Source organism: Paenibacillus arenosi (assembly GCF_014841135.1).
Classification (GTDB): Bacteria; Bacillota; Bacilli; order Paenibacillales; family Paenibacillaceae; genus Paenibacillus_B; species Paenibacillus_B arenosi.
On the sequence record NZ_JACYTN010000035.1, the window covers coordinates 1 to 12,547 of the forward strand.

Consider the following 12,547-nt stretch of genomic DNA (forward strand, 5'->3'; position numbering starts at 1 on the left):
AGCTCAGTTGGTAGAGCACTCGACTGTTAATCGAGTTGTCACAGGTTCGAGTCCTGTTCGGGGAGCCATTATGGAGAGATGTCCGAGTTGGTCGAAGGAGCACGATTGGAAATCGTGTAGGCGTCACAAGCGTCTCGAGGGTTCGAATCCCTCTTTCTCCGCCAGCATGGAATTTATAATATGGAACGAAATGTGTTTTGTATAATAGTTTCACATTAGAGGATATGATAGATGACGCGGGGTGGAGCAGTCCGGTAGCTCGTCGGGCTCATAACCCGAAGGTCGTAGGTTCAAATCCTGCCCCCGCAACCAATATCTTTTATACTTATCGTGGAGCTGTGGTGTAGAGGCCTAACATGCCTGCCTGTCACGCAGGAGACCGCGGGTTCGAATCCCGTCAGCTCCGCCATTCATCTTCAATTTAATATGTGGCCCGTTGGTCAAGGGGTTAAGACACCTCCCTTTCACGGAGGTAACAGGGGTTCGAATCCCCTACGGGTCACCACATTTGGACACTTAGCTCAGCTGGGAGAGCACTATCTTGACAGGGTAGGGGTCAGCGGTTCGAACCCGTTAGTGTCCACCAATAAGAGATGAGAAACAAATTACTTACTAATATGGACGCTTAGCTCAGCTGGGAGAGCATCTGCCTTACAAGCAGAGGGTCGGCGGTTCGATCCCGTCAGCGTCCACCATAAATATCGCGGGGTGGAGCAGTTCGGTAGCTCGTCGGGCTCATAACCCGAAGGTCGTAGGTTCAAATCCTGCCCCCGCAACCAAATATCTTTTATTCTTATCGTGGAGCTGTGGTGTAGAGGCCTAACATGCCTGCCTGTCACGCAGGAGACCGCGGGTTCGAATCCCGTCAGCTCCGCCATTCATCTTCAATTTAATATGTGGCCCGTTGGTCAAGGGGTTAAGACACCTCCCTTTCACGGAGGTAACAGGGGTTCGAATCCCCTACGGGTCACCATATTAGAGCCATTAGCTCAGTTGGTAGAGCACCTGACTTTTAATCAGGGTGTCGTAGGTTCGAGTCCTACATGGCTCACCAGTTTCTTACATGACAGTCTGTACATTAATTTGTACAGGCTTTTTTGTTATGTTTGATGGAAATATTAAATCAATTGTCTATAGAAATCCCCGTATCGTTAGATTTGGCAATATTAAAAATCGGCTTGTATTCGAACTTACAGCGTATTTAATCTATCAAATGATAAGAATATTTTACCACTAATTTTATTTAAAAAAAGTTTGCAATTCAATATTGAACGTGATATATTAATAAATGTCCTCGAAAGATGACATTAACGAAAGAAAGAGTATGATGGAGTATTCGAGAGATATTTGAAGATGTGCGGACATAGCTCAGTGGTAGAGTATCGCCTTGCCAAGGCGAGGGTCGCGGGTTCGAATCCCGTTGTCCGCTCCAGAATATGCGCCCTTAGCTCAGCTGGATAGAGCGTTTGACTACGAATCAAAAGGTCAGGAGTTCGAATCTCTTAGGGCGCGCCATTTAATCTTTATAAGCCGGTGTGGCGGAATTGGCAGACGCGCGCGACTCAAAATCGTGAGGGAAACCGTGAAGGTTCGAGTCCTTTCACCGGCACCACTAATATGTTCGGGATGTAGCTCAGCTTGGTAGAGCACTTGGTTTGGGACCAAGGGGTCGCATGTTCAAATCGTGTCATCCCGACCAGTATTATGAGAAACCGTTGGTTAATAGCCAACGGTTTTTGTTATTTTATTTTCAATTAGACGGAATTCGTATAGATCCCCCCTTTCTTTGGCAACACTAGAAAAAAAGAAGAATGAAGGGGATTTAATCTATGGCTGATGGAGATCGCATTGTTTCACGGTTTTCATTTCGCATGAGACAGTTAAAGAAGAAGTTAAAGCGATGGAGAAGGCCGTTATGGGCATTAGGAACAATTCTATTCATTGTTGGTTTATTGACAATTGGTACGATGTTGAGCGAACAAATGAAGCAGTGGAGTGAAATATCCAGTGAGTCTGTTTCGACTCTTGCATCGGTTTCAGATACGAATATAAACAATACTGTAGATGGTTCTAACCGTTCCTCTACAAGTGATTGGCGTAAGGAGCAGGTAGCTCAGCTATTTGGAACATCCAAAAGCAAACTTACTGTGATACATCGGAAGCAGTATATATGCGGTACTGGAGATCGCTATCTAGGACAGCAGTCTCGTGAGGCAGTTAGTAAACTGTTAGATGAGAACAGCAGGTGGGAACCGACTATGGATCTTGCAAAGCAAGTTATTTTAGTAGAGCGGATTGATGATTTGTCTGAGACATGCAAACGTTCCGCTCAAATGGGAATGGACCTAGAGGGGAACTTATCACTATATGATGGTGCTCCGAGTGAAGAACGAGTCATCAGAACCTTTTTCCAAATTGATATTGAGTCTATGGAAAGTGCACTGCCTCCACAAGTGCTAAAACAGATTAAAAACGGGATACGTATAAGTGACAGGGACGAGTACATTAGCGTGTTATCTACGTTCAGTGATTTTGCGGTAGAAGATACCAGAAAAGTTATGAAACCAACGGTATCGCCCTAACGTATTAATTGAATATGGTAGTATAAGTAGGACGCCGTAACCGACGTCCTTCTTTTTTTGTGTTGAATTGTTTCTCATGGTTGTTACGCACGCAAAGTATTAGCTAAATAAAGAAACGGATAATGCCTGAGAAGTTAACAAACGATAAAGAAAAGATGTCGGTTATGGATCACATATATAGAAAGGGGTATGGTATACCATGGAACTTTTACTCATGTTACTTATCATCTTGGTATCCACCAAGCTGGCTGGCGACTTAACTGTGCGTTTGGGACAACCAAGTGTATTAGGTAAATTGCTTGTTGGTATTATTATTGGTCCAGCCGTTCTTGGATGGGTTACTGATGGCGATCTTATTAAGCAAATGGCCGAGATCGGCGTTATTTTGCTGATGTTTATCGCGGGGTTGGAAACCGATCTGGATCAGTTAAAACGCAACTGGAAATCAGCGTTCGCTGTAGCGATTGGTGGAATCATTTTACCGTTTATTGGAGGTTATCTAGGAGGGATATCGTTTGGTCTGGATAACACTCAAGCGATGTTCATCGGTCTGTTGCTATGTGCAACGTCCGTTAGTATTTCTGTCCAAACGCTGAAGGATATGAATAAACTTAGTTCGCGTGAAGGTACAACCATATTAGGTGCTGCAGTAGTTGACGACGTAATTGTCGTTGTTATGCTTGCCTTTATGCTAAGCTTCTTGGGTGAAGGTTCAGATACGTCCTTAGGTTTGGTGATTGGTAAAAAGGTTCTGTTCTTCGTAGGTGCTTTCGTACTTGGTGTGTTCGCAGTACCGAAGGTCATGAAGTGGCTGTCGCCGCTCAAGGTATCAGAAGCCGTCATTAGTGCAGCGCTTATTATTTGCTTCTTCTTCTCATACATGGCGGATTTCTTAGGAGTTGCTAACATTATCGGTGCGTTTGCTGCTGGTATTGCAATTTCTCAAACGAAATTCAAGCATGAAGTGGAGCATCGCTTGGAGCCGATTGCGTATGCGATCTTCGTTCCAATATTCTTTGTAAGTGTAGGTCTGAATGTTACATTTGAAGGCCTAGGCGAGCATATGTGGTTTATTATTGTCTTCACAATTATTGCAATTTTAACGAAGTTGATTGGCAGTGGTCTGGGTGCACGATTGACTGGATTTGATCGCAAAAGTTCAATCGGTATCGGTGCGGGAATGGTTTCTCGTGGGGAAGTAGCCCTTATTATTGCAACAACAGGGCTGGCAGGCAACTTGTTTGATGTTCAGTATTTCACGCCAATCGTCATTGTTGTTATTATGACAACGTTGGTAACACCACCGTTCTTGAAGATAGCATTTAAGGACAAACCGTCCAAGCACGATGAAGTGGTTGAAGTTTCCTAGTTGTTTTTCTTACTTTTAACTTCTGTTTTAGCAATAATCGCATAACGACTTAAGGTGCATTCTCTCCCTTACGATCTGTGTTATAATAGGTTGAACACATATGTTCGCTATATGATACAGATGTCGATAAGGGAGAGATTTTTTTGCGTATTTTAGGGATTGACCCCGGTATCGCCATTGTTGGATTCGGATTCATAGATAAGATCGGAAGCCGTCTAACGCCGGTGCAATATGGCTCTATCCAGACAGAGTCTACAACAGCTCCTGAAATACGGCTCCTTCAAGTATACGAAGCGACAGAGAAGCTGCTTGATCAGTACAAGCCTGATGCTATGGGGATTGAGAAGCTGTTCTTTAATCGCAATGTAACGACTGCATTTACAGTTGGGCAAGCTCGAGGGGTTATTATACTGGCTGCTGCCAAGCGAGGGATTCCTATTGCAGAGTATACTCCTATGCAGGTGAAACAGGCTGTAGTTGGTTATGGTGGAGCTGAGAAGAAGCAAGTGCAGGAGATGGTGCGGCTGCTACTCAAACTGAAGACGGTACCGAAGCCTGACGATGTGGCGGATGCCCTAGCGGTGGCTATTTGCCATGCTCACTCTAGCGGCCTCTATCAACAATTGAATGGAGCAGGAATGAAATGATAGATTATGTTCGCGGCCCAGTGGCCCATATGGAATCAGATTATGTAGTTATTGATGTAAATGGTATTGGCTATCGTGTATTGTGCCCCAATCCCTATTTATTTGGGAAAACGGATGGAGAAGTAACGGTTTACACGCATCATCATGTACGTGAAGATGCAATGCTTTTATTTGGTTTCTCATCGAGGGAAGAACTGCGTTTGTTCCGTAAGTTAATCGAGGTAAATGGAGTTGGTCCTAAGGTTGCAATTGGCATATTGGCAGGCAGTCGTCCTGAGGCACTTGTAATGGCTATTCAACAAGAAAATGTTACTTTCTTAACGAAGCTGCCGGGCATAGGGAAGAAGACGGCTCAACGCATTGTACTTGACTTGAAGGACAAGCTTGATCATATTGGTCTAGACTTTACGTCTGGGCAAGGACTATTTGAGGATACGCCAGTCATCTTGGATGGAGATGTGCACCCATCGTGGGGTGAGGCTCGTGAAGCTTTGAAAGCTCTAGGCTATAGAGATGTTGAGCTTGATCGAGCATGGGAACAGCTGAAACATCGTATTCATGCGGATGAAGCGGTGGATTCATTAATGAAGAAAGCACTAAAAGAACTGTTAGTAGTGTAATAAAGATGGTTAATGGCAGGAGAGGCGGTACATGATGGACGATCGTATTATTTCGGCCAACTTTATGATGGAAGATCAGGCGGTTGAGCTCAGCCTTAGACCGCGTTATTTAGCCGAATATATCGGGCAGAGCCAAGTGAAGGAAAATCTTAAAATATACATTGAAGCAGCAAAAATGCGCAAGGAAGCGTTGGATCATGTATTGTTGTATGGGCCTCCTGGACTTGGTAAGACGACGTTGTCGACGATTATTGCAAATGAGCTTGGTGTGAACATACGAACGACTTCAGGACCAGCTATTGAGCGCCCGGGAGATTTGGCTGCTATTCTCACGAATTTGCAAGAAGGTGACGTACTCTTTATTGATGAAATCCACCGTTTGCATCGCACGGTTGAAGAGGTGCTTTATCCTGCGATGGAAGATTACGCGCTTGATATTATTATAGGTAAGGGGCCTAGCGCACGTTCGGTTCGCTTGGATTTGCCAAAGTTCACGCTGATCGGTGCCACTACTCGGGCTGGTTTATTGTCAGCGCCATTGCGTGATCGGTTTGGTGTTGTCAGCCGATTGGAGTATTACACGACAGATGAGCTTAGCTTTATTATCTCAAGAGCTGCTGATATTCTCGGTGTTGAGATTATGGGCCAAGCTGCTCGTGAGCTTGCCGTTCGTTCTAGGGGAACACCGCGTATTGCGAATCGTTTGTTGAAGCGGGTGCGAGATTTCGCGCAGGTAAAAGGTGATGGCATGATTACCGAGTCGCTGGCGTGCGAGGCATTAGAGATGATTCAAGTAGATCCGGTGGGCTTGGATCAGATTGATCATAAGATGCTGCGCTCCATGATTATGCAGTTCCGTGGTGGACCTGTTGGTCTGGACACAATCGCAGCAACGATTGGTGAAGAAAGTCAAACGATTGAAGACGTTTATGAGCCTTATTTGCTACAGATCGGATTTTTGCAGCGGACACCGAGAGGGCGTATTGCTACGCCGCAAGCGTATGCGCATCTTGGCATTCCAATGCCAGATAATCGATCGTAATGGATTAGTAGAATTGTAATTGTAAGATTGAAAAAAGAAGTAAAAGTCATGGGAGACTTGGGGAAGGATGATTAGCTAGCATGAAAGTACGGAAGAAGCTTGCACGTGCTGCTGTATCGGCAGTAGTTGCAAGTGCATTGCTATGGAATGGAGTAGCTGTCCCTGGATTAGCAACAGGGACTAGCTATGCAGCAGGAGCAAAAGCAACGGATAGAAACAAGGTGGCAGTCGAGCAACCTGTTCTAGATGATAAAAAGCAGCAGGATGAAACCATTCGTGTAGCACTGTTTGCGAACTTGGGCAGCAAGTCTCCTGGTCGGACGGATGCTGTAACGTTAACAACGACGACAAACTTAACGGCATCCATGCTTGGTGCGTCATCTACTAACAGCCTTAATACGTCATCTGCAAAATTTGCACTTGATCAGTATCGTGTCAAAGTGATGGAGACGAAGGATCTTGCGGCAGCAGAGCGTGCATTGGCCAAAGTAAAACAAAGCAACAAGGCCTATATGCTAGAGTTTAAAAGGCAAGGTGCTAGCCATTATGCTGTATACGCTGGCGGCTATGCAACTGAAGCAGAATCAGCTAAAGCGACGGCACGCTTGCAAGCGGATGCAAGCCTTAAGACATTGCTGCAAGGAAATGTCCCTACTACCGTTGGCCCTAACTATGTACAAACAGGTACATATGCTACATTTGAACAGGCAGCAGCTGTACAACAAAAACTACTGGACCAGCAATTTGATGCTTATGTCACAACCATTCAAAGTGCAGGTACACTTCATACGGCTGTATGGGTAGGACAAACAGTGACAGAAGCTCAATTATCCAGCATTAAGGCTGGAATCGAACAGCAGCTTTCTATAAAGGCTACGATTCCTCAAGCGAATGCTGCACTTATCCACGCCACCGAGGTTAATGGTAAGCAGGTACTACAACGCTCTCACGTATACGGAGATGGCAAATGGATCATTAAGCCTGCTAACGGAGGAACGACCAAAGTTACAGAGCGATTTGGACGTACATACCGTGGGTTAATGGAAATTAGCAAGCATAATAACGAACTTGCTTTGGTAAATGAGCTGCCATTAGAGCAATATCTTGTTTCGGTAGTCGGTGGCGAAGTGTATCATACGTGGCCAGCTGAAGCCTTAAAGGCACAAGCTGTAGCAGCACGCACTTTCGCGCTTTATCAAAATGGCAAGTTTGAGATCGCTAACGTAGTAGATACAACGTTAAGTCAAGCTTACTATGGTATTGATAAAGAAAAACCATCGATTCAGGCAGCCGTAGAAGCAACAGCAGGCGAAGTGCTTATGCATAAAGGCAAGCTGATTGAAGCCATCTTCAACTCTAATGCAGGCGGAATGACGGCCCATCCTTCTGAAGTATGGGGTGGTAACTACGGTTATTTCCATGCAGTAGAAAGTCCTGATCATGTTGCGCAAAAGGGTTTGAAGTCGTGGTACTACGTAGCAATGCCAAATGGTAAAGTTGGTTACGTGAGAGAAGATACAGTAAATAAGCTTCCACAGAAGGATCTCGGTAGCTTAGAAATAGCAGTTGCTGTAGAGAATGGCACGAACGTTCGGCCGAATCCAACGATTCAATCGAGTGTAAAGCCCGTGGCTACGATTAATAAAGGAACTCAACTTGTTATATTAGATACAGTTGCTGAATCTAACGAGTATACTTGGGTACGAGGCCCATATACGAGTGCTCAACTTACAGAGATGATTCGTAAAGTTTCTAAGGTAACTTGGAAAGGGCCTTTAACTGAATTGGAAGTAGTTAAACGTGGTCCGTCTGGACGAGCTATGGAAATTCACGCTAACGGTGTGCCGCTCGAAGTAAAATATCCAGATCAGTTCCGCACTGTATTTGGTAGTCTCCCGAGTACACTTTTTGATATTGAAATGACTAGTGTATTTAAAGTAGCGGGAGCTGACGGCAAAACAACTACGGTACACGGAATCAATGGCCAGTACGCAGTTAGTGGAACGGGAGAAGGGGCTATGCCTTTATCCAAGAACACTATCGTATTGGATGGTGGCGGTAAAGCATCTGTTATTTCTGAAGAACCATTGTTCTTCTTCCATGGTAAAGGATTCGGGCATGGTGTCGGGATGTCCCAATGGGGGTCCAAAGGGCTTGCTGATAAAGGGTATGACTATGAGCAAATTCTGAAATACTACTATAATAATGTTGAGTTAGTGACACGATAGGACGGACAATTATGAATGTGGACTTATTTGATTTTCATTTGCCAGAGAACTTAATCGCACAAACGCCCCTGCTCGATCGTACTGCTTCTAAGCTCCTAACGTTGAACCGTAATGGCTGCGAGCTAGAGCATCATTCGTTCTCAGAGATTACACAGTATTTGAAGCCAGGTGATTTGCTTGTGCTTAATAATACGCGTGTCATTCCTGCTCGTTTATTCGGCGTGAAGCCGGATACGGGGGCTAAGGTTGAAGTACTGCTGCTGAAGCAAGAGCAAGATAATTGCTGGGAAGCGCTTGTGAAGCCTGGGAAGCGAATGAAGCTGGGCGCAGTTGTTCAATTTGGTGATGAGCTGAAAGCTGTCGTTACAGAAGAGCGCGATATGGGAGCACGTGTACTGCGTTTTGAGTATGAAGGCATTTTTCAAGAAATTCTAGATCGGTTGGGGGAAATGCCTCTTCCGCCTTATATTAAAGAACAGCTTTCGGATCGAGAGCGTTATCAGACGGTATATGCGAAGCATGAGGGTTCTGCAGCGGCACCAACGGCTGGTCTTCACTTTACTACCGAGCTCTTAGATGAGATCCAACAGCAAGGTGTACGAATCGCTTATGTAACGCTGCATGTGGGATTGGGAACATTCCGTCCAATGAGTGCGGAACGAACAGAAGACCATGTGATGCATGCTGAGTACTATGAAGTTTCTGGAGAAACGGCAGCGCTTATACGTGAGACGAAGCAGCAAGGCGGCCGTGTTGTTGCTGTAGGTACGACATCAGCACGTACATTGGAGACAGCCGCACAGCAGCATTCAAATCAAGAGCTGCAAGCGTGCAGCGGCTGGACCGATATTTTTATTTATCCAGGTTACGAGTTCCAACTTGTAGATGCGTTGTTAACCAACTTCCATTTGCCTAAGTCTACACTTGTGATGTTAGTAAGTGCTCTAGCAGGAAGAGAATGCATTCTTAAAGCTTATGAAGAAGCGATTAAAGAACAGTATCGATTCTTCAGCTTCGGAGATGCAATGTTCATTTATAAATAATTATAGTTGAAATTCGATAATAGTTAGGATGATCAGATCTAATGGCAGCTGTTACTTATGAATTAATTAAAACATGTAAGCAAACTGGTGCGCGCCTTGGACGTGTTCATACGCCGCATGGGTCATTCGAGACACCAATATTTATGCCAGTAGGAACACTTGCAACCGTAAAAACAATGAGCCCAGAGGACTTAAAAGAGATGGAGGCGCGTATTATTTTAAGTAATACGTACCATCTATGGCTGCGTCCGGGTCATGAGATTATTCGTGAGGCGGGCGGTCTGCACAAGTTTATGAACTGGGATCGTGCGATTTTAACAGATAGTGGCGGTTTCCAGGTATTTAGCTTGAGTGATATGCGTAAGATTGAAGAAGAGGGAGTTCATTTCCGTTCTCACTTGAACGGGGACAAGCTGTTCCTTTCACCTGAAAAGGCAATGGAAATTCAAAATGCGCTTGGGCCTGATATTATGATGGCATTTGATGAATGTGCACCTTACCCAGCGGATCATGCTTATGTTAAGCATTCCTTAGAGCGTACGACTCGTTGGGCAGAGCGTTGTCTTGAAAGTCATGCTCGACCACATGATCAAGCTTTGTTTGCCATTGTACAAGGTGGTATGTATGAGGACTTGCGTAAGCAAAGTGCAATGGATTTGACTTCTATGGATTTCCCGGGGTATGCTATTGGTGGACTGAGTGTCGGGGAGCCTAAACATTTGATGTATGAGGCACTTGATACGACAATGCCATTGCTGCCAACGAACAAGCCTCGCTATTTGATGGGGGTAGGCTCACCAGATGCGCTTATCGAAGGTGCAATGCGTGGAGTAGATATGTTCGACTGTGTATTGCCTACGCGAATTGCTCGTAATGGTACAACTATGACAAGCCAAGGAAGACTCGTTGTGCGTAATGCGAAGTATCAACGCGACTTTGGACCGCTTGATCCAAATTGCAGCTGCTACACATGTAAAAACTATTCTAGAGCATATTTGCGTCACTTGATTAAGTCTGACGAGACATTTGGTCTTCGTTTGACGACGTATCACAATTTGCATTTCCTATTGAATATGATGGCTCAAGTAAGAGAAGCAATTCGCGAAGATCGACTAAGAGATTTCCGTGATGAGTTCTTTGAAAATTATGGCATGGCCAATAATGAGAGCGGCTTCTAATTAGTTGCGTGGAAGGTCCTGGTTGCTGATGCAGTGATCAGGGGTCCGTACATAGATTTAAAATGAAAAGGGGATTTTATCATGAATGAACATCTTTTAGCTGCAACTCCTGCTGCTGGCGGTTCGATTTGGGGAATGGTGCTTTCATTCGGTGCGATGTTCGCGGTCTTTTATTTCTTGTTGATTCGTCCGCAACAGAAAAAGCAAAAAACGCGTAATGCGATGCTTGGCGCATTGAAAAAAGGCGATAAAATTGTAACGATCGGTGGCCTTCACGGGCATATCCTCGAAATCACTGACGATATTGTTGTGATTCGTGTAAATGATGTTACGAAGATGACATTTGATCGCAATGCAATCAGTCATATTATCTCTACAGGTTCTACTGAAGAAGCTGCTAAAGCTTAGTAGATGACAAAAGAACCTTCTATTCCACTTGGAGGATTAGAAGGTTCTTTTTATTATTCTAATTAATCAGCTAAGGAGCGACTAGCTTGCTGTTCTATGCTATTCGTAGCACTGGAGCGGGACGTGGAAATACCCGCAAGTTTAAATCCAATCCAGCTGCATGCTGCGGCAAGCGCAATACCTGCGAACATGTCCGATACCCAGTGGATACCGAGATAGAAGATGGAGAAAATAATGATAACGGCACTTGGACAAGCAATCCATATCCATCTGCGGATGCCTGAGCGCCAGGCTACTATTGCGACTGTAGCAGAAATGGACGTATGCAAACTCGGGAAGCAATTGTCAAGTCCTGAAAATGCTCGATAGTTCTCTTCAAACGTTGGGAAACTATCCAGCATAAGAAAAGATACGCCCGAAGGTGCATAAGACCATACTTCATCAACTGGAACCCAGAAATAAAAAGGCAATGCAATAATATAGTTAAAAGTAATAGCGTAACAAATAGCGACCGCGAACGAAGTAAGCCCGCGAGCGGCATAGACTCCTATAGAAGCGATAATAATCGCTTGGAATATAACTAAATAGAAAAAAGCAAGTATAGGAGTTAGAGCAGGATGTTCAAAAAGCTGCTGCAAATGATAGACAAACTGGCCTTCTATTTGATAAATCAAGGGAGTAAAGTCCCAGTTGATAGACATCATTGCTTCTAAATCTAACTGATATTTATTAACGACAAGAAGACACATAAATGAAACAAAGGCGATAAGAAATGGCCGTGAATGAGTAATAAGTTTGACAAATGAACGAATGATGTAGATCGGCTGCTTGCCAGATCCAAGCCATGCAAGCAATAGAATGAATACAACGGACCAGATAGCGACCGTCTGCATCGATTCAAAAAGTACCATAGTATCCCCCTAATTCTAGTACGAAATAATGTATGAGCCTCCCATAGTATATCATACCGAGAATAGGAACACACCAAGTACGACTCCCATTACTTGGATTTACTGTCTTTGCTTACATTAACCCCGAATATACCACCTAGAGCAGATAAGCCAAATGCTGCTGCTAATGCAATCCATTTAATCGCATCCCATTGCATATCCAATGCTAGGAAGCCAATGACAAACACAAGTAAGGCGTACAGTATGCCTGTGAGCCCTCCGTAGTACCAGCCTTTTCTTCCACTGCGTTTCCCAGATGTCCAACCACCGATAAGTAAAGCAAAGCCGTGGACAAAGTAGCTGTACTTGGTCAGGTTCTCTTCTTGCGTAGTGGTGGCGACTAACAAAATAGAAAGGGCTAGAGCACCAATGGCCAGCCATAAAAGAGCATAGCCGATCCCAGCCAATAACGGATGGCTTAACTTACCTGAGCTAAAGCGCTGCATTGCGTTCATAAAAATCCTCCCTCTGACATTCTGT

11 protein-coding genes and 14 tRNA genes are annotated in these 12,547 nt (G+C 44.6%); 23 read left to right on the forward strand and 2 right to left on the reverse strand.

What is annotated here, in order from left to right:
- The first annotated feature begins 72 nt into the window (after positions 1-72).
- The 23 genes from IFO66_RS22360 to yajC all read left to right on the forward strand — a co-directional run bounded on the left by IFO66_RS22360 (position 73) and on the right by yajC (position 11,117).
- Positions 73-164, forward strand: a tRNA-Ser gene (locus tag IFO66_RS22360).
- 71 nt (positions 165-235) lie between these two features.
- A tRNA-Met gene (locus IFO66_RS22365) sits at positions 236-312 on the forward strand.
- 20 nt (positions 313-332) lie between these two features.
- Positions 333-409 (forward strand) — tRNA-Asp (locus tag IFO66_RS22370).
- Positions 410-430: 21 nt separating this feature from the next.
- Positions 431-505: transfer RNA gene (locus IFO66_RS22375), tRNA-Glu, on the forward strand.
- Between the two features lie 5 nt (positions 506-510).
- A tRNA-Val gene (locus IFO66_RS22380) sits at positions 511-586 on the forward strand.
- 33 nt (positions 587-619) lie between these two features.
- Positions 620-695 (forward strand) — tRNA-Val (locus IFO66_RS22385).
- Positions 696-702: 7 nt separating this feature from the next.
- A tRNA-Met gene (locus IFO66_RS22390) sits at positions 703-779 on the forward strand.
- A gap of 21 nt (positions 780-800) precedes the next feature.
- Positions 801-877 (forward strand) — tRNA-Asp (locus IFO66_RS22395).
- Positions 878-898: 21 nt separating this feature from the next.
- Positions 899-973, forward strand: a tRNA-Glu gene (locus IFO66_RS22400).
- Positions 974-978: 5 nt separating this feature from the next.
- Positions 979-1,054 (forward strand) — tRNA-Lys (locus tag IFO66_RS22405).
- 303 nt (positions 1,055-1,357) lie between these two features.
- Positions 1,358-1,432, forward strand: a tRNA-Gly gene (locus IFO66_RS22410).
- A 6-nt stretch (positions 1,433-1,438) separates the two neighbouring features.
- A tRNA-Arg gene (locus tag IFO66_RS22415) sits at positions 1,439-1,515 on the forward strand.
- Positions 1,516-1,529: 14 nt separating this feature from the next.
- Positions 1,530-1,612: transfer RNA gene (locus IFO66_RS22420), tRNA-Leu, on the forward strand.
- 10 nt (positions 1,613-1,622) lie between these two features.
- Positions 1,623-1,699 (forward strand) — tRNA-Pro (locus IFO66_RS22425).
- A 130-nt stretch (positions 1,700-1,829) separates the two neighbouring features.
- Positions 1,830-2,582: a BofC C-terminal domain-containing protein gene (locus tag IFO66_RS22430; protein ID WP_192027248.1), complete on the forward strand. Its 753-nt coding sequence runs from the start codon at positions 1,830-1,832 to the stop codon at positions 2,580-2,582.
- Positions 2,583-2,781: 199 nt separating this feature from the next.
- On the forward strand, positions 2,782-3,951 hold the full coding sequence (locus IFO66_RS22435; protein WP_192027249.1) for a cation:proton antiporter: 1,170 nt from the start codon (positions 2,782-2,784) through the stop codon (positions 3,949-3,951).
- A gap of 143 nt (positions 3,952-4,094) precedes the next feature.
- The gene (gene ruvC / locus IFO66_RS22440) at positions 4,095-4,598 is read left to right on the forward strand and encodes a crossover junction endodeoxyribonuclease RuvC (RefSeq protein ID WP_192027250.1); all 504 of its coding nucleotides are present in this window, start codon (positions 4,095-4,097) and stop codon (positions 4,596-4,598) included.
- Positions 4,595-5,218 (forward strand): Holliday junction branch migration protein RuvA, encoded by a 624-nt coding sequence (gene ruvA, locus IFO66_RS22445; protein ID WP_192027251.1) that lies wholly within the window; start codon positions 4,595-4,597, stop codon positions 5,216-5,218. Before ruvC ends, ruvA begins: the two co-directional genes overlap by 4 nt.
- 34 nt (positions 5,219-5,252) lie before the next feature.
- A complete protein-coding gene (ruvB, locus tag IFO66_RS22450) occupies positions 5,253-6,260 on the forward strand; it encodes a Holliday junction branch migration DNA helicase RuvB (RefSeq protein ID WP_028596077.1) in 1,008 nt (335 codons plus the stop codon).
- An 80-nt stretch (positions 6,261-6,340) separates the two neighbouring features.
- The gene (locus IFO66_RS22455) at positions 6,341-8,488 is read left to right on the forward strand and encodes a SpoIID/LytB domain-containing protein (RefSeq protein ID WP_192027252.1); all 2,148 of its coding nucleotides are present in this window, start codon (positions 6,341-6,343) and stop codon (positions 8,486-8,488) included.
- An 11-nt stretch (positions 8,489-8,499) separates the two neighbouring features.
- Positions 8,500-9,531, forward strand: a complete 1,032-nt coding sequence (queA, locus tag IFO66_RS22460; protein ID WP_192027253.1) for a tRNA preQ1(34) S-adenosylmethionine ribosyltransferase-isomerase QueA — start codon at positions 8,500-8,502, stop codon at positions 9,529-9,531.
- A 41-nt stretch (positions 9,532-9,572) separates the two neighbouring features.
- Positions 9,573-10,709 (forward strand): tRNA guanosine(34) transglycosylase Tgt, encoded by a 1,137-nt coding sequence (gene tgt / locus IFO66_RS22465; RefSeq protein ID WP_192027254.1) that lies wholly within the window; start codon positions 9,573-9,575, stop codon positions 10,707-10,709.
- 81 nt (positions 10,710-10,790) lie between these two features.
- A complete protein-coding gene (gene yajC / locus IFO66_RS22470) occupies positions 10,791-11,117 on the forward strand; it encodes a preprotein translocase subunit YajC (RefSeq protein ID WP_192027255.1) in 327 nt (108 codons plus the stop codon).
- Positions 11,118-11,179: 62 nt separating this feature from the next.
- Here the strand turns inward: yajC and IFO66_RS22475 are convergent, their stop codons facing one another.
- Both IFO66_RS22475 and IFO66_RS22480 read right to left on the reverse strand, forming a co-directional pair.
- Entirely contained in the window at positions 11,180-12,028 is an 849-nt protein-coding gene (locus IFO66_RS22475) for a phosphatase PAP2 family protein (protein WP_192027256.1), read from the reverse strand.
- 89 nt (positions 12,029-12,117) lie between these two features.
- Entirely contained in the window at positions 12,118-12,522 is a 405-nt protein-coding gene (locus IFO66_RS22480; RefSeq protein ID WP_192027257.1) for a TIGR04086 family membrane protein, read from the reverse strand.
- Between the last annotated feature and the right edge of the window lie 25 nt (positions 12,523-12,547).

Coding starts and splice junctions, on each gene's coding strand:
- tgt (WP_192027254.1), top strand. CDS start 9,573: ATGGCAGCTGTTACTTATGAATTAATTAAAACATGTAAGCAAACTGGT.
- ruvB (WP_028596077.1), top strand. CDS start 5,253: ATGGACGATCGTATTATTTCGGCCAACTTTATGATGGAAGATCAGGCG.
- IFO66_RS22435 (WP_192027249.1), top strand. CDS start 2,782: ATGGAACTTTTACTCATGTTACTTATCATCTTGGTATCCACCAAGCTG.
- IFO66_RS22455 (WP_192027252.1), top strand. CDS start 6,341: ATGAAAGTACGGAAGAAGCTTGCACGTGCTGCTGTATCGGCAGTAGTT.
- yajC (WP_192027255.1), top strand. CDS start 10,791: ATGAATGAACATCTTTTAGCTGCAACTCCTGCTGCTGGCGGTTCGATT.
- IFO66_RS22480 (WP_192027257.1), bottom strand. CDS start 12,522: ATGAACGCAATGCAGCGCTTTAGCTCAGGTAAGTTAAGCCATCCGTTA.
- ruvA (WP_192027251.1), top strand. CDS start 4,595: ATGATAGATTATGTTCGCGGCCCAGTGGCCCATATGGAATCAGATTAT.
- IFO66_RS22430 (WP_192027248.1), top strand. CDS start 1,830: ATGGCTGATGGAGATCGCATTGTTTCACGGTTTTCATTTCGCATGAGA.
- queA (WP_192027253.1), top strand. CDS start 8,500: ATGAATGTGGACTTATTTGATTTTCATTTGCCAGAGAACTTAATCGCA.
- IFO66_RS22475 (WP_192027256.1), bottom strand. CDS start 12,028: ATGGTACTTTTTGAATCGATGCAGACGGTCGCTATCTGGTCCGTTGTA.